We start from the raw sequence: 23,413 nt of genomic DNA, 5'->3' as shown, positions 1-23,413 counted from the left end.
CTCGTCGTATCGGCCGCGTCTGCGAGGAATTCATGCGCTTCATCAATCCGATCCCTTTTGTCAGCGACATCGAGCGATCGCGAACCTTCTACGAGACGACACTCGGTCTGACGATCCGCGAGGACTTCGGCAATTTCGTGCTTTTCGTGGGCGGCTTTGCCATCCATGAAGGACGCTCGCTCGAACGGACCATCTGGCGGCAGGAGCTGTCTTCCGCCGAAGCCTATGGCCGACGAAACGTGCTTCTCTACTTTGAAGATGACGATGTCGACGCGGCCTTCGCGCGCATTGCACCGCATGTGGACCTGATCCATCCGGTCGAGCGCCAGGAATGGGGCCAGCGCGTCTTTCGCTTTCATGATCCGGACGGACATGCCGTCGAGATCGGAGAACCGCAGGATCTGGGAGCCGCGAGCACGACAGTCTAGCGTCCATCCAACGGCCAGGCTTCATCGGCGTTCGGGCACCGCCGCGATCGCAGAGATGCCCGAACTGTTCATGGAAGGCAGCCTCGGAGACTGCCGATCGGTGGGGAACTGCTTAGTTCGCCGGCCGGACCTGATAATAAACCGTCGACTTCGCGCCGCCCGCCTTGGCGATCGTGTAGACATCGTACGAGGCCTGCGGATCGTTGCCCATGCCGAGCGAGCCTGAAGGCATGCCGGGAACCGCGATGCCGGCGACATCCGGCTTTTCGGCCAGCAGCTTCTTGACCGCTTCGAGCGGTACATGGCCCTCGATGACATAGCCGTCGATGACGGCGGTATGGCAGCCTTCCATGTCGGCAGGAACCGCAAAGCGCGTCTTGATCACCGACATGTCGGCTTCATCGCGCACCTCGACCTTGTAGCCGGCCGCTTCCATTGCGTCGGCCCATTGTTCGCAGCAGCCGCATTGCGGATCCTTGTAGACGGCCATGGTGCCGGTTGCCGCGACGGCGCCCGTCGCAAAGAGGGTGATGCCCGCGATCGTGCCCGCCACGAAATGCCTGCGTAATACGTTCATCGAACATTCCTTTCCATTCTTGCCTGATCTCAGGATTGTGGCGCCCGGGCCGCGCAAAGTCGACCCGGGCAGTTTGTCGCTGCTACTTGATCTCGGTCACGGTCAGCTTGCCGTTGACACGGTCGGCGACGAATTCGATCGACGCGCCTTCCTTGAGCTTGGCAAGCACCGCGTCATCGGCGCGGAACACCATGGTCATGGCCGGCATGTCGAGGTTCTTCAGAGCCTCATGGTCGATCGTCACCTTCTTGGCCTTGGTGTCGATCTTCTTGACCACGCCCTTGGTGAACTCCGCGGCCTGGGCGGGTAGGGAGAAGGTGGCGGTGGAAACAGCCAATGCGAGCGCTGCGAGGAGTTTGCCTACGGTTTTCATGGTTTCATCCTTTCCTGTTTTCTCGGGCTACTTCTTCACGACGTCGAGCGGGCCATGCATGCCGGCGTCGTAATGGCCCGGCACCAGGCAGGCGAATTCGAAGGTGCCGTCGTTGGTGAAGGTCCAGTAGATGTCGCCGGACTTGCCCGGCTCGAGCCGGATGGCGTTCGGGTCGTCGTGCTCCATGTCGGGGAATTTCTCCATGGTGATCTTGTGTTCCTGGATCGTCGCCTTGTCGTCGAGCACGAATTCGTGGGCGAGTTCGCCGGCGTTCTTGATGGCGAAATGGACCGTCTGGCCCTGGCGAACCTTGATGGTTGCCGGGGTAAAGATCATCTTGCCGTCGTCGGTTTCCTTCATGGTGACGCGGATCGTCTGCGTCGACTTCTTGCTGTCGCCGGGCTCGCCGATCGACACCTTGTCGTGGCCGCCGGCGTGGCTGCCGCTGGCGAGCGCCTGGGAGGAAAGGGCGGAGGCGATAACGAGCGCCAGAGCAAGTGCTGATTTCTTCATCGTAATGTTCCTGATGGATTTGAAAGAGGTCATTGCAGTCGGCCGCCCTCTCACGGTTTGGGCGTGAGCACGGTCTTGGCATCCTTGGCCCGCGTCGGTTCCGGCAATGCGCCGGTCCATTCCCAGGCCTGTGTTCCCGGCGGGTTTTCGTACCAACCGGGATCGCTGTAATCGCCGGCGGAGATACCTTCGCGCACCTTCACCACCGAGAACATGCCGCCCATCTCCAACGCGCCGTGCGGACCCCAGCCGGTCATCATCGGGATCGTGTTGTCGGGGAGCGGCATTTCCATTTCGCCCATGTCGGCCATACCGGCCGTACCCATGGGCATGTAGTCGGGCTTCACCTTGCGGATCTTTTCCGCGACCGATTTCTTGTCGGCGCCGATGAAGGTCGGGATATCGTGGCCCATCGCGTTCATCGTGTGGTGCGACTTGTGGCAATGGATCGCCCAGTCGCCCTCGTACTTGGCGTCGAATTCGTAGGCGCGCATGGCGCCGACGGGAATGTCGATCGACACTTCCGGCCAGCGTGCCTCCGGCCGCACCCAGCCGCCATCGGTGCAGGTCACCTCGAAGTCGTAGCCGTGCATGTGGATCGGATGGTTGGTCATGGTGAGGTTGCCGACCCTGACCCGCACGCGGTCGTTCTTGGACACGACCAGCGGGTCGATGTCCGGGAAGATCCGGCTGTTCCAGCACCACATGTTGAAGTCGGTCATTTCCATGATGCGCGGCACATAGGTGCCGGGATCGATGTCATAGGCATTGAGCAGGAACACGAAATCCCGATCGACACGCATGAAGTTTGGATCCTTCGGGTGCACCACGAAGAAGCCCATCATGCCCATGGCCATCTGTACCATTTCGTCGGCATGGGGGTGGTACATGAAGGTGCCGGATTTCACGAGGTCGAACTCGTAGACGTAGGTCTTGCCGGCCGGAATATGCGGCTGCGACAGGCCGCCGACGCCATCCATGCCCGAAGGCAGGATCATGCCGTGCCAGTGAATGGTGGTGTGTTCCGGCAGCTTGTTGGTGACGAAGATCCGCACGCGGTCGCCTTCGACCGCCTCGATTGTCGGGCCTGGCGACTGGCCGTTATAGCCCCAGAGATAGGCGGTCATGCCGTCGGCCATCTCGCGTTCGACCGGCTCGGCGACAAGGTGGAATTCCTTGATGCCGTTGTTCACACGGTGCGGCAATGTCCAGCCGTTGAGGGTGACGACCGGGTTGTAGTCCGGTCCGCTCGTCGGCACGAGCGGCTTCTGGGTCGCGGCATTGTCCATGCTTGCCGCTTCGGGCAGGCCGGAGTTTGAGGTTTGGGCCCAGGCGGCGGTCGAAACGAGAGCAGCACCGGCGCCGAGGAAGTTTCTTCTGTTGAACATATCTGATCCTTTTTTGATTTAGGGCGGGATGCGTACGGAAAACCGCACACACTTTTCCTGCTCCCGCCCTAGTGTCCGGCGCCGGCTTCCGCTGCCGCGGGCGCTGCCGCGCCTCCAGCCGAGCCGCCCGATCCGCCGCCGTGGATTGCGGTCATCAGATCGGCATCGGCCAGCCAGAAATCGCGCTTCGCGTTGACGGAGAGCACGGTCGAATTGACCTTGGCCCTGACGTCGGCAAGCAGCTCGAAGGTGCTGGTGATCATGCCGTTGTAGCTGAGCGTCGCTTCTTCCTCGATCTTGGTGCGCAGCGGCACGACGTTGTTGCGGTAGTGCCGGGCGATGTCGTAGCGCGAGCGATAGGCCTCGTAGGCTGAGCGTGCTTCCGAGCGGATGTTGACCGCCTTTTCCGCCAGCAGGTTCGCCGAGCGCATATGGGCAAGCTCGGCCTTGCGCATGCGCGCATTGCCGCTGTCGAAGATCGGGATCACGAATTCGAGCTCGAACTGGCCGGTCGTCTCGACCTTGGTGCCATGATCCTCCTTCTCCCGTTCCGCCTCCGCACCGGCGACGAGTTCCAGGTCGGTCACGTAGCGGGTCGCCTCGGTGAGGCTGTAGGACTTGGCCACGGCTTCGAGATCGAGGCGGGCGATCTGCAGGTCGACGCGGCGCTTCAGCGCTTCGGCCTCGATGCTGTCCTTGCGGGCCAGGTTCTTCGGCAGGTTCGGCAGGCGGTTCGGCACCTGGTAGTCGACATCGCTACCCCAGAGACCCATCAGTCGCGTCAGATTTTCCTTGGCAAGACGGGCTGCAAGCCGGGCTTCGGCTGCCTGGCCGGCGAGTTCAGCGTTGAAGACGTGCTCTCGCGCCTGGTTGCCCTTGCCCATGGCGCCGGTCTCACCGAGTTTTGCGGCGAGTTCCGAGGAGGCGTCCGCAGCCGCCTGGGCCTGGTTCAGTTGTGCGACGGTTTCCCATGCGGCAACCGCTTCGATCCAGGCGCGGCGGGTTTCGGCGGCCAGCTGCAGCGTGCTGAGCGCGGCGTTGAGCTGCGCCTGGCGGAAACGCGCGTCGGCGACCGCGATGGTCTTGTCGCGGGTCAGGAGCGCCAGGATGTTGGTGGTGACCAGCCCCTCGATCGCCTTGTAGGCCTGCAGTTCCGGTGTGCCGATCCCGGTCGTGCCGATCGAGACAGTCGGGTTGAGGAACAACGTCGCCTGCCAGGCATCCGCCGACGCGTCGCCGAGATCGGCATAGGCGGCCTGCAGGCCCTTGTTGTTGAGGAGTGCGACCTGAACGGCGGTGTCGGCGTCGATTGTCTTTCGCTTCAGGAGCGCCTTGACCTCGGCATTGACCTTGTCTGCCTGTTCGCGGTTCTGGATCCAGACGCTTTTCTTGGTCGCGGCCGTCGAGACCTTGGCATCCACGGTGGTGAAGCCCGCGTCCTTGGCCGAGTATTCGGTCACGCAGCCGGCGAGCACGAGGGGCAGACCGATGGCGGCCGCGAGGTTGAGCTTGCGAAGCCTCATGACGCGTCTCCCTTGGCGGTCGACTGTGCGTCGTTGAGCGGTCCCCAGGCCTTGGGGCCGGTCGGTTCGCGGTGAGTGTAGCCCGAAATGGGGCTGCGATACTGCGTGCTTCGAATGCCGTTCGTGCTATTGGCGGGATCGCCAAGGCTCGAGACCTCGGCAGGCAATGTGGCAGCGCATCCGCCCAGGATCATGGGCAGGAGCGCCATGGAAAACAAACGTTTCATGGTCAAACCTGAAATGTGAATGGCAGAGGTCGGCGATCGACCGGACGAAACCGGGCGAGCCTTGTCGCGGACGGCGCTAGAGGTGGTCGAGCGTCACATCGGACACGCGGAAACCACGGCAACGCTTCGCACCACTGCAGATCCTTCCGTCGGCCAAGACCAACGGAGACCCGCAGCAGCGGTCACGGATTAACGAAATCAGGCTCTTGGGGGACGATGAAGGCCGTCGAGCTCACCGGGGGTGAGCTGCGGGTGCGGGCCGAAATTGCGGATGGAGCGCGGGAAAGCCGGATGGCTTCCGTCGACATCGCCGAGCACCGCCACGGCGGCGCAGAAGGTCTTGCAGCAATCCTTCTTGTCCGCCTTGCCGTTTTCTTGTGCCGGCTTCACCTTGCCCTTGTCGAGGCTCGGGCAATGCTCGGTCGCAGCTTGCATCGGATTAGTGGCTGCCTCGATCTGCATCGAGCCGTGCGCGGCCGCATGCATCATGCCGGAGGCGGTGGAAAAAGGCAGCACCGCCAGCGACAAAGCGATCGCCAGCTTCAGCACTATCAGCAAACGCAGATATGTGGTTCGCACGTTCTCCATGATCGATCCGTAGAAACGCCTTTGATTCCTGTCAATGATGCTTGCGCCTGGCGCCGTCACGAATGCGTGAGGCTCAAGGATGCGCACTCGTCGTCACCCGTGCCGCCGGTTGCGGACCGGATCGATGCCGGCCGTACCGAAGCGGGCGGGCTCGGTTGCCTTCGTCGGCGCGTTCGTGGCGTCGGCGAGATCCTCGAGAATGGGACAGTCCGGGCGGCCGTCGCCATGGCAATGGGCGGCGAGATGTTTCAGCGTCCGGCTCATCGCCTTCAGCTCCTCGGCCTTGCGCTCCAGGATCTCGACATGTTCGAGCGCGATCTTCTTGACCTCGCCGCTGGCGCGCTCGCGGTCGCGCCAGAGCGCCAAGAGGTCCGCCATCTGCTCGACAGTGAAACCGAGATCGCGCGAGCGGCGGATGAAGCGCAGCGTATGGACGTCGTTGTCGCCATAGTTGCGATAGCCGGCTTCGCTGCGGTCGGCCTGCGGGATGAGGCCGATCGTCTCGTAATAGCGGATCATTTTCGTCGAGACGCCGGAGGCGCGGGAAGCTTCGCCGATATTCATGATGTCATCCTTTTTACCGCCGTGCGGCCATTCCCTTGAGAATATAAGGGCTCTCCCCGGCTTCCGCCATGCTGGCAATAGCCGGGGAGACGATCGAACCTAGGCCGCCTGTGCTGCGGCAACCGGGCGAAAGGCCCGAAGCCGCAGGGCGTTGCCCAACACGAAGACGCTCGACAGCGCCATGGCACCGGCCGCAAAGATCGGCGACAGCAAGAGGCCGTAGGCCGGGTAGAGCGCGCCGGCGGCAACCGGGATCAGTACCGCGTTATAGGCAAAGGCCCAGAACAGGTTCTCCTTGATGTTGCGGATCGTCGCCTTGGACAGCGCGATCGCATTCGGCACACCCAGGAGATCGCCGGACATCAGCACCACGTCGGCGCTCTCGATGGCGACGTCCGTACCGGTGCCGATCGCCAGGCCGACATCGGCTTCGGCGAGCGCCGGCGCATCGTTGATCCCGTCGCCGACGAAGGCGACCGCGCGTCCGCCTTGCTTCAGCTTCTTCAGAGCCGCGACCTTACCATCTGGAAGCACTTCGGCGATCACCTCGTCGATGCCGAGCTTGGCCGCGATCGCCTCTGCGGTGCGACGGTTGTCGCCGGTGATCATCGCAACCTTCAGGCCGAGATCGTGCAGCATGCGGATCGCCTGCGGCGTCGTTTCCTTGATCGGGTCGGCAACGGCGATGATCGCCGCCAACTTGCCGTCGATCGCGGCATAGAGCGGGCTCTTGCCTTCCGAGCCAAGGCGGGCCGCCTGGTCGGCGAAGGCCGACACGTCGAGCTTCAGTTGCGTCATCAGGCGGTCGGCGCCGACATGGACCGTGCGGCCCGAGACCTCGGCGCTGGCGCCGAACCCGGGGATTGCTTCGAACCTGGCCGGTTCGGCGATCGCCAGTCCCTTTGCTTTGGCTGCGTCGACGATTGCTTCGGCGATCGGGTGCTCGGAGCGGGTCTCCACGGCGGCGATCAGCGTCAGCACGGTATCACGATCGAAGCCTTCGGCGGTTTCGAGGTCGGTTAGTTCCGGGCGGCCTTTGGTCAGCGTACCGGTCTTGTCGACGGCGATGACGGCGGCGTTCCGCAGCGTCTGCAGCGCCTCGCCCTTGCGGAAGAGCACACCCATTTCGGCGGCGCGGCCGGTGCCGACCATGATCGAGGTCGGGGTGGCAAGGCCCATCGCGCAAGGGCAGGCGATGATCAGCACGGCGACGCCGTTGACGAGCGCGAAGGTGAGCGCCGGATCCGGACCGAAGACCAGCCAGACGCCGAAGGTTAAAAGCGCAATCGCGATGACGGCTGGCACGAACCAGGCGGTGACGCGGTCGACCAGCGACTGGATCGGCAGCTTGGCGCCTTGGGCCTGCTCGACCATCTTGATGATCTGCGCCAGCACCGTATCGGCGCCGACCTTGGTGGCCCGGAAGGTGAAGGAGCCGGTTTTGTTGATCGTGCCGCCGACGACTTCGCTGCCGGCCACCTTTTCGACCGGAACCGGCTCGCCGGTGATCATCGATTCGTCGACATAGGAGTTTCCGTCGAGGACGCTGCCGTCGACCGGAACCCGGTCGCCCGGGCGCACGACGACGGTGTCGCCAGTCTGCACGTCGGACAGCGGCACCTCGACCGTCTCGCCGTTGCGGATGACGCGGGCGGTCTTTGCCTGCAGGCCCATCAGATGCTTGATCGCCTCGGAGGTCCGGCCCTTGGCGCGCGCCTCGAGGAACCGGCCGAGCAGGATCAAGGTGACGATGACGGCTGCAGCTTCATAGTAGACGTTGGCGGTACCGTCGGGCAGAAGGTCCGGCGCGAATGTGGCAACGACCGAGTAGATCCAGGCGGCGGACGTGCCGATCGCGACCAGCGAGTTCATGTCCGGCGCCAGGCGGAAGAGGGCGGGGACACCCTTCTGGTAGAAACGCAGGCCCGGGCCGAAGAGCACCAGCGTCGTCAGCGCGAACTGCAGATACCAGCTTTCCTGCATGCCGATATTGTTCATGACGAATTCGTGCACGCCCGGGATGAAGTGCGAGCCCATTTCAAGCACGAAGATCGGCAGCGTCAGGACGCCGGCAATCAGCAACGCGCGCGCAAGCTTTCGCGTCTCCTGTTCGCGCTTCTCGCCTTCGCGGTCGACGCTTTCGTCGCCGGTGATGCGCTTGGCGGCATAACCGGCAACGCGAACCGCCTCTTCGAGTGCGGCGGCGGTGGCGATGCCCTTGGTTATGCGCACCGAAGCGCGCTCGGTCGCCAGGTTGACGTTGGCTTCGGTGACGCCCGGAACGGTCTTCAGCGCCTTTTCAATGCGGGCGACGCAGGACGCGCAGGTCATGCCTTCGATGGTGAGCTCGACCGTGTCTTCGGCCGCACCATATCCGGCATTCTCGATCGCCTTGACGATGTCGGCCGACTTGGTGCTGGCATCGAAGCGGACGTCGGCGCGTTCCGTTGCGAGGTTGACCGAGGCTTCGGTCACACCAGGCACAGCGCGAATAGCCTTTTCGACGCGCGCCACACAGGATGCGCAGGTCATGCCCTCGACGGGAATGCTGGCGCTCAATGCCGCGGCGGACATCGCTTCGAGATCGTTTGTTCTAATGGGGGTCACAGATCCCATGATCGTGCTCCTTTCTCTGTCTTTTGTCACAACATGGGGCTTCCAACGATGGGAAGGTCAAGGGCGCAAAAGAGATTTCTGCACGCCATCTTCAGAGCGGCTGGGAGAGGTCTGCCACCGTAGCGACAATGGCCCGATTCACGATGGAAGCCGCCTTGACGCAAGCTTGGCCAAGAAGCCCGGCAGGTTTGTCAAAGCGCAGTTCGAATGGCTCCCGGTTTGCCCGCGATCGCAAGGCTGCGACCGTGCTTCGCCTGCCTCTTGCGAGTGAACTGCATCGGATCCATCCTGTAGAAGTTGCGTCCCATAGAGAGGTTAGGATGACGGCTTATAATTGTGTCCGTTTCCGCGTGAGACCCGGTCAAGAGGAACGGTTTGAGCAGCTGCTTCGCAGCGCTGGTCGCGACTTTGAAGGCTTGAGGAAGATGGCGCTCAGCAAGTCAGCGGATGGATCGTATTTCTCAATTGCCGAATGGGAAAGCCTTGAGGCGATCGCCGCGGCACGGCCCATGATGAAGGCGAACCTCGACACGTTCCGCGATACGCTCCTGGAACTCAGCCAGGATCTCGGGGTCACGGACCCGATTTCCGGCGAGGCGATCTTCGAAATGACGCGTTAGAGCAATATGCTGCGCAAGGCGTGACGGCAACAGCTCCGTCGGTTGGTTGACGGGGAGGTCGGCCTTGGCTGCTAAGGTCGCGGACCCGATAACAGTGATGTCGTCGGCTTGCGAACGCGTGGGGCAGCATCAGGACGGGCGCGACATCTAGCGCCGGATTTTGGATAGATTGAGAGCAGAACACTGCGACGAAGGCGCGATGACGGGTTGAGGTCACCGCGGGCAATGGCTATGTCGTGCCGCACACACGCGTCACGAACCATAAGGCCATTCGGAATGATCCCAGACTTTCTCGTTACACATTCCGGTGGTTTCCACGCCGACGAGCTGCTTTCCAGCGTCATCCTTACGCGGCTTTTCCCTGAGGCTCGCCTCGTTCGCAGCCGGGCGCCGGAATGGCTGAAGCCCGGGGCGGACCGCATCATTTATGATGTTGGTGGCCAGTATGATGCCGGGGCCGGGCTGTTCGATCATCATCAGCGCGGGGCGCCGGTTAGAGAGGATGGCCAGCCCTACAGTTCGTTCGGCTTGATCTGGAAGCATTACGGCCGCGCCTATCTGGCAGCGTTCGGCGTTCCTGAGGCCCATGCGGAGGCGGTCCATGCGGCCTTCGATGCGCGCTTCGTGCTGCCGGTGGATCTGGTCGATAACGGCGCGCTCGACCCCTCCGTGGCCGGCCCCTTGGCGGGGCTGACGCTGTCGGCGCTGCTGGAAACCTTGAAGCCTGTCTTCGACGAATCCGGCCAGGAGGCCGAGGACCGCAGCTTCCATCAGGCCCTTTCGATCGCGCGCGCCTTCGTCGAGGCTGGCGTGTCGCAACGCGCCGCCAAGCTTCGGGCCGAGGCGCTCGTGCTGCAGCAGATCGCCCTTGCCGGTGAGAGCCGAGTGCTCGAACTGCCGCGGGGCATGCCGTTCCGCCCGGCGATCGTGAAAGCTGGCGCCGACCACCTGTTGTTCGTCGTTCATCCGCGCGAGAATGACTGGTGCCTGACGGGCATTCGCAAGGCCGATGAAGGGTTTGAGCTGCGCGCCGATCTGCCGGCTGCCTGGGCCGGCCTGACGAACGGCGAGCTGGAGGCGGCTTGCGGCGTGGCTGGCGCGCGGTTCTGCCACAACGGCCGCTTCATCGCGGCGGCAGCGACGCGGGAGGCAGCACTGGCCATGGCCGAGCTCGCCGTCAAGGAAGCAGTATCGGCGGGCAGCGGTCAGGCTTGAGGAAACTGATGAGCCGACGGCGGCGGCTATGGCCGGTGCGCTGTCGGCAGGATCGCCTGGGACGGGTCACGCCGAAAGCGTGGCCCTGAACTTGCTCGGCGATTGACCGTAGGTTTTTGCAAAAATCCGCGAGAAGTGGCCGGCGTTCTCGAACCCGACTTCGAGCGCGATGTCGATCAACGGCGCCTTCGTCTGCGTCAGCAGATGCTTGGCGCGTTCCAGCCGAAACTTCCGATAGACGAGCGCCGGCGACATTTTCGCCTTGTCCATGAACAGGCGTTCGAGCTGCCGTCGGGACAAGCCGACGGATGCGGCCAGCTCCGGGATCGACAGCGTGTTGTCCGTGTGCTGCTCCATGATGATGAGAGCGGCATTCAGGCGTGGGTCGTTGCTCTCGATCGCCAGCGGTTTTCTCGGCTGGACATGAAGATGCGAGCGGGCCTTGTCGATCTGCAGCACCTCGAGCGCATTTCGCTCGGCTTCCTTGCTGATATGCAGGCGCACGATATGGGCCGCCATGTCGGCGGCACTGCTGCCGCCAGCGCAGGATCCACGGGTGCGATCGAGATTGAAGAGACGGTCCGAGCGAACCTTGAGATCGGGGAACCGCTCGCGGAACGCCTGATAATGAAGCCAGCTGACGCAGACGGTGTGCCCGGTCATCAGGCCCGCTTCGGCAAGGACGAATGTCCCTGTACAGAGACCGATCAGAGGCACCTTGCGCGCCGCCGCCTTCTGGAGGAAGCGGACGGTGTCGTCGTCGATCGGCTGTTTGCTGTTGAGCAGGCCGCCGACCACGACGACGTAGTTGAACCCCGCCGGATCAACGAGGTCGGATGTCGGCGCCACCTGCACGCCGCAACTGGAGGCGATGAGATGCCGCGTGTTGCCCAGCACCTGCCAGTCGGCACGGATGCGGCCGGACTTGTCGAGCTCGTCGCTCGCAAGTCGCAGCGTGTCGATGAAGAGCGCGAATGCCGAAAGGGTGAAGGACCGCGCCAGAACGAAGCCGATCTTGAGACGTTCGGGCTGTGTCTCGCTGGATTTGATGGTCGTTGTCATGTGCCCTTCATGCTCGCGCCGCCAAGACCTCCCGTTCCCTATCGAGCATGCTCGGACATGTCAGGAGAGGTAGCCGCTGGCGGCCGAGACTTGCCTTTCGCTGTCCATGGGAGCCTGGGGTCCGTTCTTCCGGCACCCCATGGTGTGGCGCGGGAGGTCGACGCCCGGATGAAGGCGTCTTCGTCCGCATCATAACGAAGAGGACTGGCTCAAATTGCTCTCGTCACGACCTGCGCCGCTACGGTTACGAACATTGCGGCCAGTGTCAGCGCCGCACTGAACCGTGCGACCTTCATCCGCCGTTCGCGCGAGCCGCTCCAATCATACCCCATCACTTCCCTCCCTCCCGACCGGGCCAGAACGCGTTTGCTCGGTCTTCCGCCGAACTGCAGGTCTCGCCAAGTCACGGCTTTGAGTTACCCCTCATGCTGCCGCGATGCCGCCGATCGTGTCAAGTTTGCCTCGGCGCGAGCAATGTTCAGGTGCCCGTCATAGCTCTGCGCAAAGGCGGCTGCGCAAAGGAATTTGCTGTTCGAGGGCGCAAACCCCCTAGTTGTGCGGGGAGCCTCTTTCCGCCGTTGTGATAGTTTTCTCTTTGGTGTGATTTTTTAAAGGGAGGGCGAAGAATGCCCGGCACATTCTCTACCGCCGACATGGACGTGATCAAACAGCAGCACGAGGATTGGTGTCGCGCGAACGACACCGACCCGAACAGTCCCGCGGGAATAGAGAAAGCCATGCAGATGCTGGTGAATTATGGCGGCAGCGCCAGCCAGCAACCGTCCGCGCAGCCGCAGAAGGTGCGCGCCAAAGCGCGCGCCTGATCTCCGCATCCACCCACGTCATTTAGCGGTCCGCGCCTGTCCTCGATCGCCTTGAACGAAGGCGCCTGGTCATAGTCGGGTGCGTGGGGCGGGCCTCCTCACGCGCCTGCCGGCGGCGCCGTCGCGATCAGGCGTTGCCCCCATCTGCTTGGGGTGCGCACGTCAAAGATGCACTCTCCGAGGGTCAGAGGTTCTCCTTGAGGAGGACCTCTATTCTGATCTTGTCCTGTGCGGCGTGCGGTTCGCGAAAATCCGTTCGCGCGCGCATGATGCGGATGGCGCTGCGCACCGCGTGTCCCGGGTCCTGGGCGATGACGGCGTCAACGCTGGCGTCGCGCAGGCCGCGTTCGCTGAAGGGGGTTCGTTCGTGGACGACCACCGTGATCTTTTGCAGATCGGTGAAAGATGCGGCGCCCTCGAGCGGGATCCGGGCCTCGGAACTCAACACGTAGATCGCCGCAACCTCTTGATTGTTTTCAAGGACTCGCTGGAGGATCTGGGTGGCCCTGCGCTCGTCGCCGTGGGTTTCGACCGAGGGCAGACATTGCAGGTGAGGAAACTGTGAGTTGACAATATCGTCGAAGCCGAAGCGTCGCTGGATGCTGTCGAGCGACTGCATCGTCTCGGCCACGATCAGGACCTTTCCCGCCCTCCGGCCGACAAACCGGCCGATGATCTTGGCCGCCGTCGCACCGGCGGCGTAGTTGTCGACGCCCACGAAATCGGCGGTCGGGAGCTTTTCCTGTCCGGACAGAAACTGCACGAACTTGACGCCGCGTTCGATCAGGCGGCCGATCGCGTCGCGCACTTGCGGCGATTCCGGCGCCATCATCGCGATCCCGTCGAATTCGTTCTCGTCTATATCGGCGAGGTACTTGGCAACCTTATGCGGGTCGTCGATCGGGATCTGGACGAAATCGAGGTCGATGAGATCCCCCTTCATCGACACCCGCGCCTCTTCCACCCGATGGATGAGTTCCGCCAGATAGAGATCGCCGCTCGTCGGCAGCACGAACCGGAACCGGTAGCTCTTGTTGCGGGCAAGGCTGACGGCTGCCGGGTTTCGAATAAATCCAATGCGCTCAATGGCTTCGTTGACACTGCGAACGGCCCTCGGGCTGACATTCGGCCTGTCGTTCAGCACGCGGTCGACGGTTGCGAGGCTCAAGCCCGCTGCCTCAGCAAGATCTTTGGCTGTTGGCCGCATGCGGAACTCCCAGTGTGTATCGTCTCCAATCTACTCCACCAAAATCGCCGCGAAATCAAGAATTGATGTGCGCACCTCAAAAATCGCTTGCGCTGAGGTGCGCACCTCAGTTATGAATCCTTCAGCGAAGAACGCAGGCTCTGAATGCGGCCGCGCCCACCGCTAGTGCCAAGAGGATTTAGGTACGCCAACCGCCCGGTCAGGGCGCTTTCCTTCTGATGGAGGTCAGAAGGTACAAGGGGGAGGAACCCAATGATGAAACGGATTCTGTTGAGCTCCACAGTCATGGTCGGAGCGTATTTTGCCATTGCGGGTGCGTCCGGTACGCACGCTTCCGCAGCCGAACTGACCCTTTGCTGGGCCGCCTGGGATCCGGCCAATGCGCTCGTCGAGCTCAGCAAGGATTTCGAAGCCAAGAGCGGCAACACGATGAAGTTCGAATTCGTGCCGTGGCCGAACTTCGCCGACCGGATGCTGAACGAGCTGAATTCCGGCGGCAAGCTCTGCGATCTGATGATCGGCGACAGCCAGTGGATTGGCGGCGCCGCCGAGAATGGCCAGTACATCAAGCTCAATGATTTCTTCGACAAGGAAGGGATCAAGATGGACGACTTCATTCCCGCAACCGTCATCGGTTACGCGGAATGGCCGAAGAATTCGCCGAACTACTGGGCTCTGCCGGCGTTCGGTGACGTGGTCGGTTGGACCTATCGCAAGGACTGGTTCTCGCGTCCCGAACTCCAGGCGGAGTTCAAGCAGAAATACGGCCGGGATCTCGCCGTGCCGAAGACCTTCGCCGAACTCAAGGATATCGCCGAATTCTTCCAGAAGCGCCAGGTCGACGGCAAGACCGTCTATGGCGCTGCCATCTATACGGAGCGCGGCTCAGAAGGCATTACCATGGGCGTCATGGACGTGCTCTACAGCTACGGCTTCGAGTACGGAAATCCGAAGAAAGCCTATGAGCTCGACGGCTTCGTCAACTCGGCGGACGCAGTCAAGGGCCTGGAATTCTACAAGGCGCTCTACGATTGCTGCACACCGCCCGGCCATTCCGACGCCTACATGTCGGAGGATATCGACGCCTACAAGTCCGGCCAGGTCGCCCTGCAGATGAACTTTGCCTTCACCTGGCCCGGCATCCATGCCGACGCCAATGTCGGCGGCGACAAGTCCGGCTACTTCCCCAATCCTGCTGGGCCGACCGGTGTGCAGTTCGCCCAGCTCGGCGGCCAGGGCATCTCGGTCGTCGCAGCGTCCGACAAGCAGAAGGAAGCGCTGGATTACATCAAGTGGTTCGCGCAGCCTGAAATCCAGAAAAAGTGGTGGGCGCTCGGCGGATACTCCGCACTGCGCTCGGTGGTCGAGGACCCGAGCTTCGCCACGAGCCAGCCCTATGCGCAGACCTTCCTGGATTCGATGGCAATCGTGAAGGACTTCTGGGCCGAGCCGTCCTACGCCTCGCTGCTGCAGGCCTCGCAGAAGCGCTTCCACGATTACGTCGTTGCCAACCAGGGCACGGCGAAGGATGCGCTCGACGGTCTCTCTGAGGACTGGAAGGACATCTTCGAAGACGAAGGCAAGTATTGACGCAAACACCCGCCGCCTCCCGGCGGAAGCGTCCATGCGGGGCCGGCCGGCCGATCTCTCGCGCCGGCCCCGCATGCCCATTCGTCAATGCCTTAGGGGAATACCATGCTCCATTCTTCGATCGATCGCGCTGCGCACGCGACGCCGCCCGTGCTTGCACGGCGCATCAGAGGGTTGTCGGACCGCGCGATCGCCTGGATCTTCGTCGCACCGTCCATTGTGCTTTTGCTTGCGATCAACATCTTTCCGCTGATCTGGACCGTCCGGCTGAGCTTCACCAATTTTCGCGTAAACCGCCCGAACGAACCTGTTCAGTTCGTCGGTCTGCGCAACTACCTCAACATCCTGACCGACAAGGATATCTGGCTGACGATGCAGGCGACGGCCCATTTCCTGATCTGGACGATCGTCCTGCAGGTGCTGATCGGCTTTGCTCTCGCCTATCTCATCAACAAGAAGTTCCGCGGCAATGACCTGTGGACGACCATCATCGTGCTCCCGATGATGCTGAGCCCGGCCGTCGTCGGAAACTTCTGGACCTTTCTCTACCAGCCGCAGATCGGCCTGTTCAATTACGCGATCGGGTTCCTGACCGGAGCAGACCCGTCCAGCTTCTCGATGATCGGCGACACGTCGCTGGCGCCCTGGGCGATCATCATCGTCGACACCTGGATGTGGACGCCATTCGTCATGCTCATCTGCCTTGCCGGGCTGCGCTCCATTCCGAGCAGCATCTATGAGGCGGCGGAGTGCGACCGGGCCAGCAGCTGGCGCCAGTTCTGGACCATCACCATCCCGATGGTGCTGCCGTTCCTGATGCTGGCCATCCTTTTCCGCGGCATCGAGAACTTCAAGATGTTCGACCTGGTCGTGCAGCTGACGGGCGGTGGCCCGGGCTCGATCACGGAGCTGACGTCGATCAACCTGAAGCGTGAAGCCTTCGAGAAATGGCGCACCGGATACGCGTCCGCCTATGCCGTCATCCTCTTCGTGACCGTCTTCGGCCTTGCGTCGATCTATGTCAAAGCACTCAACAAGGTGAAGCAGAGATGAGCAGCTTTTCTGTAACGGAGCCATCCGCACGGCAGAAGTGGTTCGCAGGCGCCCTAGTCGTGCTTTATGCGGTGATCACCATTCTCCCCTTGCTCTGGATCATCGGAACGGGTTTCAAATCGCCCTCTGACGCGATCGCCTATCCGCCGAAGACCTTCTTCGAGCCAACGCTCGAAGGCTATGTGAACCTCTTCACGACGCGCACCCGCGTTTCGGAAGAACAACTGAAGGAAATGGGCGAACCGAAGACCTGGTACGAGCGTCTCGTTCGCAAGGATGGGCTGATCATCGCCGGCCCGTCGCGGTTCCCGGAGCGCTTCTACAATTCCGTCATCATCGGGTTCGGCTCGACGGTGCTGTGCATCGTGCTCGGAACGGCCGCGGCCTATGCCTTCTCGCGCTTCAAGGTGCCGCTCAAGGACGACCTGCTGTTCTTCATCCTTTCCACGCGCATGATGCCGCCGATCGCGGTCGCCATTCCGATCTTCCTGATGTTCCGCTCGCTCGGGCTGAACGACACCCATGCCGGCATGATCCTGCTGTATACGGCAGTCAACCTGTCGCTCTCGGTCTGGCTGCTCAAGGGCTTCATCGACGAGATCCCGATCGAGTATGAAGAGGCAGCTCTGATCGACGGCTACACTCGCTTCCAGGCTTTCTACAAGGTCGTGCTGCCCCAGGCGGCGACCGGCATCGCGTCGACGGCTATCTTCTGCCTGATCTTCGCCTGGAACGAATACGCCTTCGCCGTGCTGCTCACGTCGGGCACCGCGCAGACCGCACCGCCCTTCATCCCGACGATCATCGGCGTCGGTGGGCAGGACTGGCCGGCGGTGGCCGCCGGTGCGACCCTCTTCCTCGTCCCCGTGATGGTGTTCACGATCCTGCTTCGCAAACACCTCCTGCGCGGCATCACCTTCGGAGCGGTAAGAAAATGACAGCTTTCCTCAACCAGTTGCTCCGCCTTCGCCGTGGCGCATGGGAAATGGTGGCATCGGTGCTCATCGCGCTCGGCGTGGTCATGCTCATGCAGCCAGTCTCGCTCACGCTCTACTCCTTCTCCTTCCTCGTGACGCTGCTTGGAACAGTCATGTTCATCATCGTCAGCCATTTTCCGGAGTGACCCATGGCACAGATCAGAATTGAAAATGTGCGCAAGGAGTTCGGAGCGTTCACGGCTGTCCAGTCTTCGAGCTTCACGGTGGAAGACGGCGAGTTCTTCATGCTGCTCGGCCCATCGGGATGCGGCAAGACGACGACGCTTCGGATGATGGCGGGACTGGAGCTGCCGACGAGCGGCCAGATCTATATCGGCGGCGAAGAGGTCGGCATGAAGCGGGCGAGGGAGCGCGATATCGCCTTCGTCTTCCAGATGTTCGCCCTCTATCCCCACATGAACGTACGCAAGAACATCTCCTATCCGCTCGTCAGCCAGGGGATGAAAAAGGCGGATGTCGCGGCGCGTGTCGCCGAGGTGGCAAAGATCCTCAGAATTGAAGGCATTCTCGACAAGCCGGTCGGCGGGCTCTCGGGCGGTGACCGCCAGCGTGTTGCGCTCGGCCGGGCGATTGTCCGCAACCCGAAGGCCTTCTTCATGGACGAGCCGCTCGGCGCGCTCGACGCGGAGTTCCGCGAACATATGGCGGGGGAACTGCGGGCGCTGCACGATCGCATGGGCGCCACCACCGTCTATGTGACCCACGACCAGCTGGAAGCGATGCAGATGGGTGACAAGATCGTCGTCATGAACCACGGCGTCATCGAGCAATTCGGCCGGCCGCAGCAGATCTACGACTGGCCGGCGACGAAGTTCGTCGCCAAGTTCATCGGCTCCCCGTCCATGAACTTTCTGGAGTTCGAGGGCATGATCGGTATCGGCGGCGACAGCATCGATCTCGGTGGGAAAAAGGTGGCGGTGCCGGCGTCGCGTGAGGGCAGGGCCGGCACGCTGTCGCTCGGTGTGCGTCCCGAGCATGTCCGTTTCGTCGACGACTCCAGCTACAGAGGCCGCGTGATCGCCGTCGAGTATCTCGGCACGACACAGATCGTCACGATCGAAACGCCCAACGGCGAGATCAAGGCGCGCACGCCCTCCAGTCAGGCAGCCCGTACTGACGAGCTTCTCGGTCTCGATTTCAACGCGCGGACCTTGACGCTCTTCAATGCGGAGACGGGTCGTGCTCTTGTCTCCGAAGCCAACGAGGGAGTGCTGCGCCGTGGCTGAAGTCATCCTAAGAAACGTGACGAAGACATTCGGCACCCACACAGCGCTGGACGATGTCTCGATGACGATCCCGGACGGGTCGTTCGTGGTTCTTCTGGGCCCGACAGGCGCCGGAAAGACGACGACGTTGCGCATGGTCTCGGGGCTCGACACGCCTAATAGCGGCGAGATCTTTATCGGCGGGATGTCCGTGCAAGGACTGACGCCGGCGCAGCGCAACGTGGCGATGGTATTCCAGCAATATTCGCTCTATCCGCATCTGTCCGTCCGGCAGAACCTGGAATTTCCGCTGAAATCCCCGCTCTTGAAAACGCCGCAGAAGACGATCGACGAAAAGGTGAACGCCATCGCCGAGGTCTTGCAGATTTCGCACAAGCTCGACAACAAGGCGACCGCCTTGTCCGGTGGCGAAATGCAGCGCGTGTCGATCGGGCGTGCGCTTGTCAGAAACCCGCAGATATACCTGATGGACGAGCCCTTGAGTTCGCTCGACGCGAAGCTTCGAGCCGATCTGCGCGTCGAACTGAAGAACATTCAGGCAAAGTCCGGGGCGACGCTTCTTTACGTCACCCACGATCAGATCGAAGCGATGACCATGGCAACGCATATCGGTGTGCTCGAAGAGGGCAGGCTTGTTCAGTTCGGATCACCAAGAGAGGTCTACGAAGCGCCGGTCAGCGTTTACGCCGCGACCCGCCTCGGCCAGCCGCGCATCAACGTCCTGCCTGCCAAGCTTTTTGCGGGCGCGCCGGACAAGGCGCAGTCGATCGGCCTTCGCCCCGAAAATATCGTCCAGGGCGCCGGAGAAGATGCACTTGTGACCCGTGTCGAACATCTGGGCGACCAGACGCGCCTGCATCTCACGTTCAAGCAGCACAACCTCGTGACGGTCACGGACCCCCATACCGGGTTCCGCGGCGGCGAGACCATCAAGATCCAGCCAGACAAGCCGCTCTTCTTCGACGCGGCCGGAATGCGCATCGCTTAGGAGGCGAACATGAATCAGTTTATCAACCGCAAGGAAAATGCGGTTACGGAAGCGATCGACGGGGTTCTTGCCGCATCCGGCGGCGCGCTCAGCCGCCTCGACGGATATCCGCACATTCGCGTCGTCCTGCGCTCCGACTGGGACAAGGGCAAGGTCGCGCTCGTCTCCGGTGGCGGCTCGGGACACGAGCCCGCGCATATCGGCTTCGTCGGCAAGGGCATGCTGACGGCCGCCGTCTGCGGCGACGTCTTCGCATCGCCGAGCGTGGACGCGATCCTCGCCGGTATCCTGGCGGTGACGGGACCTGCCGGCTGCCTGCTGATCGTCAAGAACTACACCGGTGACCGGCTGAACTTCGGCCTCGCGGCCGAACGCGCCCGCGCCTACGGCCTCAATGTGAGCATGGTCATCGTCGATGACGACATCGCGCTGCCGGACCTTCCGCAGGCGCGCGGTGTCGCCGGTACCCTTTTCGTCCACAAGATCGCCGGAGCGCTCGCAGAAAGCGGGGCGGACCTCGATACGATCGCCAATGCGGCGCGCAAGGTCATATCGGGCACGAGCACCATCGGCATGTCGCTCGATACCTGCACCGTTCCGGGCTCGCCGAAGGAACATCGCATCCCCGAGGGCCATGCGGAACTCGGCCTCGGCATCCATGGAGAAGCTGGCGTCGAACAGATTGTGCATTCCGATGCGAGAAGCGCCGTTGCCGCCATGGTCGAGCGTCTGCAGGCGGCGATGGAGGACAAGCCGCACGTGGTGCTCGTCAACAATCTCGGCGGAACGTCTATCCTGGAAATGTCTATTCTCATGCACGAACTCGCCCAGTCGGCGATCGCCGATCGGATCGTGCATCTCGTCGGACCTGCGCCGATGATGACGTCGCTGGACATGCGCGGCTTTTCCGTCTCCGTCTACCCGGCCGACAAGGCCGAGCTGGAGCTGTTGTCCCGGCCCGTGGCGCTTCCGGCCTGGCCAGGCGTGACCGCCGTCAGGCCGGTGAATGTTCTCGCCCTGCCTGATGGCCTGACGCCGATTTCACCTCTGCCTTCGCGGCACGATGCGACGCGGCAGTTCCTGCTTGCCTGCTGCAACCTGCTGATCGATGCGGAAAAGGACCTGAATGCACTCGATGCCAAGTCCGGAGACGGAGACACCGGCTCGACACTCGCCGGCGCCGCACGGGCACTCATTCAGGCCCTCGATCGCCTGCCGCTATCCGACCACACGCAGCTCTTCCGCGCCATCGGGCAGGAGTTGAGCCAGACGATGGGCGGCTCTTCGGGCGTGCTTCTGGCGATCTTCTTTGCCGCCGCCGGGGATGGCGCCTCGAGCGGGCTTTCGATCCGCGAAGCGCTGAAAGCCGGGTTGGCGCGCATGCAGGAAATCGGCGGGGCGCAGATCGGCGACCGCACCATGGTCGACGCGCTTTCTCCGGCACTGGACGCGCTCGACGCGAGCATCGGCGCGGCCTCCAAGGCGGCGCGCGACGGCGCCAATCTGACCGCGACGCTGGTGCGGGCAAGGGCAGGGCGTGCCGCTTACATCAATGCCAAGCAACTCGAAGGGCACATCGATCCCGGCGCCGAAGCGGTCGCTCGCCTGTTCGAGCACCTGGCACGGCATCCGGATATGCTCGGGCGCCAGCCGGAGGGGGCTGCAGCCGTCGCCGGCTGACGGTGACCGAAACATTGCCCTGACAACAAAACGCCCCGGAAAGCCGGGGCGTTTCGTGACGGGAGGTGTCGGAGGGGAGCGTGCGCTCAGAGCGCGCGGCTCTCGTATCCGGCCGCCTTCAGGGCGTCTGCGATCGGCCCTGCCGCTGCGGCGGTCTCGACGCTGACTTCCCGATTGCCGAGATCGACCTTGATCGTTGCCTGCGGGTCGACGCTCAGGATCGCCTTCTGGACGACGCCGGCGCAGTGGCCACAGGTCATGTTGTCGATCTTGTAGTTCTGCATGCTTGTCTCCTTGGTTCGGTTGTGAGACAAACATGGCGTCTCCCACCGTTGGAAGGTCAATAGGCCTTCAAGATATTTGTTTGCGGCATTTCCAGTCGCGCGAACGGTGGAAAATACCCCCGCAAGTGTAGTCCAGCGGCCCCTCAAATTCTCCGAAAAATTTGAAAGTCTTTCATCATCGATCCCGGGAATGGACGGCTAGCGGTCTGCGTCCGGAAGTCGCACAATCCAAAGGCTGTGCAAGAGGCATTCGCGTCGTCCGAAAGAGGGCGGACGATCGCCAGCCGGCACGAAGCCTAAAGCGAAGCGATCGTTCCGGACTGTCCGGGCGTTCGAAATGCACTGGTCGGGAACTGGAGGAGACGGTTTCCCGCTCACTGTCGTTCGGCTGCGTCGTGGTGACGCCGCCAAGGGAGGAAAGATGTTTGAACGACTATTCAAGCTGAAAGAGCATCAGACGACGGCGCGCACCGAGGTGATCGCCGGTATCACGACATTCCTGACGATGTCCTACATCATCTTCGTCAACCCCGACATCCTGTCGAGCACGGGCATGGATAGGGATGCCGTCTTCGTCGCAACCTGTATTGCCGCGGCACTCGGCTCTGCGGTCATGGCGCTCGTCGCCAACTGGCCAATCGGCATGGCGCCGGGCATGGGCCTCAACGCCTTCTTCGCCTTCACCGTCGTTGCGGCGCTTGGCTTCACCTGGCAGCAGGCGCTGGGTGCTGTCTTCATCTCGGGCGTGATCTTCCTGATCCTGACCGTGACGGGGGTCCGAAGCTGGCTGATCGCCGGCATTCCGCATTCGCTTCGAAGCGCGATCGCCACCGGTATCGGCCTCTTCCTTGGCATCATCGCCCTGAAGAACGCCGGCATCGTCGTCGACAACCCGGCAACGCTCGTCGGTCTCGGCGACCTCAAGCAGACTGGCCCTCTGCTCGCGATCCTCGGCTTCTTCGTGATTGCCGTTCTGGACTCGCTAAAAGTTCGCGGCTCGATCCTGATCGGCATCCTGGTCGTCACCGTCCTGTCGATGATCCTCGGCGTCAGCGAGTTCAAGGGCATCGTCTCGGCACCGCCGAGCATCGCGCCGACCTTCCTGCAACTCGACATCATGGGCGCCCTGCACGGCGGCCTGCTGCATGTCATCCTCGTCTTCGTGCTCGTCGAAGTCTTCGACGCCACCGGCACGCTGATCGGTGTCGCCAAGCGCGCCAAACTGGTGGAAGAAGGCAAGCCGAACCGTCTGGGCCGCGCGCTTCTCGCCGACAGCACCGCGATCGTCGCCGGCTCGCTGATCGGTACCAGCAGCACGACCGCCTATGTCGAAAGCGCCTCGGGCGTCCAGGCCGGCGGCCGCACGGGCCTGACCGCGCTCACCGTCTGCGTGCTCTTCCTGGCCGCGCTGTTCTTCTCGCCGCTGGCAGCTGCCGTTCCGTCCTATGCGACGGCCCCGGCTCTGCTCTACGTTGCCGGCCTGATGATGCGCGAACTGACGGAAGTCGAGTGGGACGACCTGACGGAAGCGGCTCCGGCAGCGCTTACAGCACTCGCCATGCCCTTCACCTACTCGATCGCCAACGGCCTCGCCTTCGGCTTCGTCAGCTATGTCGTCTTGAAGGTCTTCACCGGTAAGTGGAGCGTCATCCACCCGGCAACCCAGCTCGTGGCAGCGCTCTTCATCGTGCGCTTCGCGTTCTTCGCCGAATAACGAAAATCGGCCGGGGCATGCCGCCTCGGCCGATCAGAACTTCCCCGTAAGTGCTGGCCGGAGCAACGAAATGTTGCTTCGGCCTTTTTGCCTCGATCTGGCTTAAAGAGCGCAAATCCGAACGGAAAGCCGCTTCACACTTTTCCTGGATTTGC

Annotated in this window: 24 protein-coding genes; 12 read left to right on the top strand and 12 right to left on the bottom strand. The window is 62.6% G+C overall.

Annotation, left to right across the window (positions count from 1 at the left end; translation table 11 throughout):
* Positions 1–32: 32 nt before the first annotated feature.
* Positions 33–428 (top strand): VOC family protein, encoded by a 396-nt coding sequence (locus BLU15_RS13995; RefSeq protein ID WP_060530268.1) that lies wholly within the window; start codon positions 33–35, stop codon positions 426–428.
* 112 nt (positions 429–540) lie between these two features.
* Here BLU15_RS13995 and BLU15_RS13990 read toward each other — a convergent pair whose 3' ends face one another.
* The 9 genes from BLU15_RS13990 to BLU15_RS13950 form a co-directional block, all read right to left on the bottom strand.
* Complete coding sequence (locus BLU15_RS13990) at positions 541–1,005, bottom strand: DUF411 domain-containing protein (RefSeq protein ID WP_034799270.1); 465 nt, start codon at positions 1,003–1,005, stop codon at positions 541–543.
* An 82-nt stretch (positions 1,006–1,087) separates the two neighbouring features.
* Positions 1,088–1,378, bottom strand: a complete 291-nt coding sequence (locus BLU15_RS13985) for a copper-binding protein (protein WP_090295973.1) — start codon at positions 1,376–1,378, stop codon at positions 1,088–1,090.
* 27 nt (positions 1,379–1,405) lie between these two features.
* Positions 1,406–1,891, bottom strand: coding sequence for a cupredoxin domain-containing protein (locus tag BLU15_RS13980; protein WP_060530269.1), 486 nt, complete (start codon positions 1,889–1,891; stop codon positions 1,406–1,408).
* A 50-nt stretch (positions 1,892–1,941) separates the two neighbouring features.
* On the bottom strand, positions 1,942–3,279 hold the full coding sequence (locus BLU15_RS13975) for a multicopper oxidase family protein (RefSeq protein ID WP_060530270.1): 1,338 nt from the start codon (positions 3,277–3,279) through the stop codon (positions 1,942–1,944).
* A 68-nt stretch (positions 3,280–3,347) separates the two neighbouring features.
* A complete protein-coding gene (locus BLU15_RS13970; protein ID WP_060530271.1) occupies positions 3,348–4,802 on the bottom strand; it encodes a TolC family protein in 1,455 nt (484 codons plus the stop codon).
* Complete coding sequence (locus BLU15_RS13965; protein ID WP_060530272.1) at positions 4,799–5,029, bottom strand: hypothetical protein; 231 nt, start codon at positions 5,027–5,029, stop codon at positions 4,799–4,801. The genes BLU15_RS13970 and BLU15_RS13965 overlap by 4 nt, the downstream gene beginning before the upstream one ends.
* Before the next feature lie 198 nt (positions 5,030–5,227).
* Positions 5,228–5,617: a hypothetical protein gene (locus tag BLU15_RS13960; RefSeq protein ID WP_143034214.1), complete on the bottom strand. Its 390-nt coding sequence runs from the start codon at positions 5,615–5,617 to the stop codon at positions 5,228–5,230.
* Positions 5,618–5,710: 93 nt separating this feature from the next.
* Positions 5,711–6,181: a Cu(I)-responsive transcriptional regulator gene (gene cueR / locus BLU15_RS13955; RefSeq protein ID WP_034799282.1), complete on the bottom strand. Its 471-nt coding sequence runs from the start codon at positions 6,179–6,181 to the stop codon at positions 5,711–5,713.
* 99 nt (positions 6,182–6,280) lie between these two features.
* Positions 6,281–8,755 (bottom strand): heavy metal translocating P-type ATPase, encoded by a 2,475-nt coding sequence (locus tag BLU15_RS13950; RefSeq protein ID WP_176960294.1) that lies wholly within the window; start codon positions 8,753–8,755, stop codon positions 6,281–6,283.
* A 170-nt stretch (positions 8,756–8,925) separates the two neighbouring features.
* On the opposite strand from BLU15_RS13950, the gene BLU15_RS40840 reads away from it, so the two are divergent.
* Both BLU15_RS40840 and BLU15_RS13940 read left to right on the top strand, forming a co-directional pair.
* A complete protein-coding gene (locus BLU15_RS40840; RefSeq protein ID WP_371589937.1) occupies positions 8,926–9,417 on the top strand; it encodes an antibiotic biosynthesis monooxygenase family protein in 492 nt (163 codons plus the stop codon).
* A gap of 276 nt (positions 9,418–9,693) precedes the next feature.
* The gene (locus BLU15_RS13940; protein WP_090295964.1) at positions 9,694–10,632 is read left to right on the top strand and encodes an MYG1 family protein; all 939 of its coding nucleotides are present in this window, start codon (positions 9,694–9,696) and stop codon (positions 10,630–10,632) included.
* A 66-nt stretch (positions 10,633–10,698) separates the two neighbouring features.
* Here the strand turns inward: BLU15_RS13940 and BLU15_RS13935 are convergent, their stop codons facing one another.
* Positions 10,699–11,694 carry a GlxA family transcriptional regulator gene (locus BLU15_RS13935; protein WP_060586146.1) on the bottom strand — a complete coding sequence of 332 codons (996 nt, stop codon included), beginning with the start codon at positions 11,692–11,694 and terminating at the stop codon, positions 10,699–10,701.
* A 626-nt stretch (positions 11,695–12,320) separates the two neighbouring features.
* On the opposite strand from BLU15_RS13935, the gene BLU15_RS13930 reads away from it, so the two are divergent.
* Positions 12,321–12,518, top strand: a complete 198-nt coding sequence (locus BLU15_RS13930; RefSeq protein ID WP_034799295.1) for a hypothetical protein — start codon at positions 12,321–12,323, stop codon at positions 12,516–12,518.
* Positions 12,519–12,702: 184 nt separating this feature from the next.
* On the opposite strand, the gene BLU15_RS13925 is transcribed toward BLU15_RS13930, so the two are convergent.
* Positions 12,703–13,725: a LacI family DNA-binding transcriptional regulator gene (locus BLU15_RS13925; RefSeq protein ID WP_034799296.1), complete on the bottom strand. Its 1,023-nt coding sequence runs from the start codon at positions 13,723–13,725 to the stop codon at positions 12,703–12,705.
* A gap of 255 nt (positions 13,726–13,980) precedes the next feature.
* Here BLU15_RS13925 and BLU15_RS13920 point away from each other — a divergent pair, with 255 nt between their 5' ends.
* The 7 genes from BLU15_RS13920 (at position 13,981) to BLU15_RS13890 (ending at position 21,260) form a co-directional block, all read left to right on the top strand.
* Positions 13,981–15,315 (top strand): ABC transporter substrate-binding protein, encoded by a 1,335-nt coding sequence (locus BLU15_RS13920; protein WP_034799738.1) that lies wholly within the window; start codon positions 13,981–13,983, stop codon positions 15,313–15,315.
* 105 nt (positions 15,316–15,420) lie between these two features.
* Positions 15,421–16,368 carry a carbohydrate ABC transporter permease gene (locus BLU15_RS13915; protein WP_043613808.1) on the top strand — a complete coding sequence of 316 codons (948 nt, stop codon included), beginning with the start codon at positions 15,421–15,423 and terminating at the stop codon, positions 16,366–16,368.
* A complete protein-coding gene (locus BLU15_RS13910; protein ID WP_043613810.1) occupies positions 16,365–17,306 on the top strand; it encodes a carbohydrate ABC transporter permease in 942 nt (313 codons plus the stop codon). Before BLU15_RS13915 ends, BLU15_RS13910 begins: the two co-directional genes overlap by 4 nt.
* Positions 17,303–17,491, top strand: coding sequence for a hypothetical protein (locus BLU15_RS13905; protein WP_034799314.1), 189 nt, complete (start codon positions 17,303–17,305; stop codon positions 17,489–17,491). The genes BLU15_RS13910 and BLU15_RS13905 overlap by 4 nt, the downstream gene beginning before the upstream one ends.
* 3 nt (positions 17,492–17,494) lie before the next feature.
* Positions 17,495–18,592: an ABC transporter ATP-binding protein gene (locus tag BLU15_RS13900; RefSeq protein ID WP_060601486.1), complete on the top strand. Its 1,098-nt coding sequence runs from the start codon at positions 17,495–17,497 to the stop codon at positions 18,590–18,592.
* A complete protein-coding gene (locus BLU15_RS13895) occupies positions 18,585–19,580 on the top strand; it encodes an ABC transporter ATP-binding protein (protein WP_034799319.1) in 996 nt (331 codons plus the stop codon). The genes BLU15_RS13900 and BLU15_RS13895 overlap by 8 nt, the downstream gene beginning before the upstream one ends.
* Before the next feature lie 9 nt (positions 19,581–19,589).
* Complete coding sequence (locus tag BLU15_RS13890) at positions 19,590–21,260, top strand: dihydroxyacetone kinase subunit DhaK (RefSeq protein WP_034799333.1); 1,671 nt, start codon at positions 19,590–19,592, stop codon at positions 21,258–21,260.
* Between the two features lie 86 nt (positions 21,261–21,346).
* On the opposite strand, the gene BLU15_RS13885 is transcribed toward BLU15_RS13890, so the two are convergent.
* Entirely contained in the window at positions 21,347–21,544 is a 198-nt protein-coding gene (locus tag BLU15_RS13885) for a heavy-metal-associated domain-containing protein (RefSeq protein ID WP_034799336.1), read from the bottom strand.
* A 421-nt stretch (positions 21,545–21,965) separates the two neighbouring features.
* Here BLU15_RS13885 and BLU15_RS13880 point away from each other — a divergent pair, with 421 nt between their 5' ends.
* Positions 21,966–23,258: an NCS2 family permease gene (locus tag BLU15_RS13880; RefSeq protein WP_034799339.1), complete on the top strand. Its 1,293-nt coding sequence runs from the start codon at positions 21,966–21,968 to the stop codon at positions 23,256–23,258.
* The last annotated feature ends 155 nt before the right edge of the window (positions 23,259–23,413 follow it).

It is taken from the genome of Ensifer sp. YR511, from assembly GCF_900103045.1.
Taxonomy (GTDB): Bacteria; Pseudomonadota; Alphaproteobacteria; order Rhizobiales; family Rhizobiaceae; genus Ensifer; species Ensifer adhaerens.
This window is presented reverse-complemented; position numbering and strand designations above follow the sequence as displayed.

Bases quoted from the DNA above. Each gene is read 5' to 3' on its own strand.
- cueR (WP_034799282.1), bottom strand. From the start codon at position 6,181: ATGAATATCGGCGAAGCTTCCCGCGCCTCCGGCGTCTCGACGAAAATG.
- BLU15_RS13940 (WP_090295964.1), top strand. From the start codon at position 9,694: ATGATCCCAGACTTTCTCGTTACACATTCCGGTGGTTTCCACGCCGAC.
- BLU15_RS13950 (WP_176960294.1), bottom strand. From the start codon at position 8,755: ATGTCCGCCGCGGCATTGAGCGCCAGCATTCCCGTCGAGGGCATGACC.
- BLU15_RS13970 (WP_060530271.1), bottom strand. From the start codon at position 4,802: ATGAGGCTTCGCAAGCTCAACCTCGCGGCCGCCATCGGTCTGCCCCTC.
- BLU15_RS13930 (WP_034799295.1), top strand. From the start codon at position 12,321: ATGCCCGGCACATTCTCTACCGCCGACATGGACGTGATCAAACAGCAG.
- BLU15_RS13885 (WP_034799336.1), bottom strand. From the start codon at position 21,544: ATGCAGAACTACAAGATCGACAACATGACCTGTGGCCACTGCGCCGGC.
- BLU15_RS13925 (WP_034799296.1), bottom strand. From the start codon at position 13,725: ATGCGGCCAACAGCCAAAGATCTTGCTGAGGCAGCGGGCTTGAGCCTC.
- BLU15_RS13995 (WP_060530268.1), top strand. From the start codon at position 33: ATGCGCTTCATCAATCCGATCCCTTTTGTCAGCGACATCGAGCGATCG.
- BLU15_RS13890 (WP_034799333.1), top strand. From the start codon at position 19,590: ATGAATCAGTTTATCAACCGCAAGGAAAATGCGGTTACGGAAGCGATC.
- BLU15_RS13905 (WP_034799314.1), top strand. From the start codon at position 17,303: ATGACAGCTTTCCTCAACCAGTTGCTCCGCCTTCGCCGTGGCGCATGG.
- BLU15_RS13980 (WP_060530269.1), bottom strand. From the start codon at position 1,891: ATGAAGAAATCAGCACTTGCTCTGGCGCTCGTTATCGCCTCCGCCCTT.
- BLU15_RS13935 (WP_060586146.1), bottom strand. From the start codon at position 11,694: ATGACAACGACCATCAAATCCAGCGAGACACAGCCCGAACGTCTCAAG.
- BLU15_RS13990 (WP_034799270.1), bottom strand. From the start codon at position 1,005: ATGAACGTATTACGCAGGCATTTCGTGGCGGGCACGATCGCGGGCATC.
- BLU15_RS13965 (WP_060530272.1), bottom strand. From the start codon at position 5,029: ATGAAACGTTTGTTTTCCATGGCGCTCCTGCCCATGATCCTGGGCGGA.
- BLU15_RS13985 (WP_090295973.1), bottom strand. From the start codon at position 1,378: ATGAAAACCGTAGGCAAACTCCTCGCAGCGCTCGCATTGGCTGTTTCC.
- BLU15_RS13920 (WP_034799738.1), top strand. From the start codon at position 13,981: ATGAAACGGATTCTGTTGAGCTCCACAGTCATGGTCGGAGCGTATTTT.
- BLU15_RS40840 (WP_371589937.1), top strand. From the start codon at position 8,926: ATGGCCCGATTCACGATGGAAGCCGCCTTGACGCAAGCTTGGCCAAGA.
- BLU15_RS13960 (WP_143034214.1), bottom strand. From the start codon at position 5,617: ATGGAGAACGTGCGAACCACATATCTGCGTTTGCTGATAGTGCTGAAG.
- BLU15_RS13910 (WP_043613810.1), top strand. From the start codon at position 16,365: ATGAGCAGCTTTTCTGTAACGGAGCCATCCGCACGGCAGAAGTGGTTC.
- BLU15_RS13915 (WP_043613808.1), top strand. From the start codon at position 15,421: ATGCTCCATTCTTCGATCGATCGCGCTGCGCACGCGACGCCGCCCGTG.
- BLU15_RS13880 (WP_034799339.1), top strand. From the start codon at position 21,966: ATGTTTGAACGACTATTCAAGCTGAAAGAGCATCAGACGACGGCGCGC.
- BLU15_RS13900 (WP_060601486.1), top strand. From the start codon at position 17,495: ATGGCACAGATCAGAATTGAAAATGTGCGCAAGGAGTTCGGAGCGTTC.
- BLU15_RS13975 (WP_060530270.1), bottom strand. From the start codon at position 3,279: ATGTTCAACAGAAGAAACTTCCTCGGCGCCGGTGCTGCTCTCGTTTCG.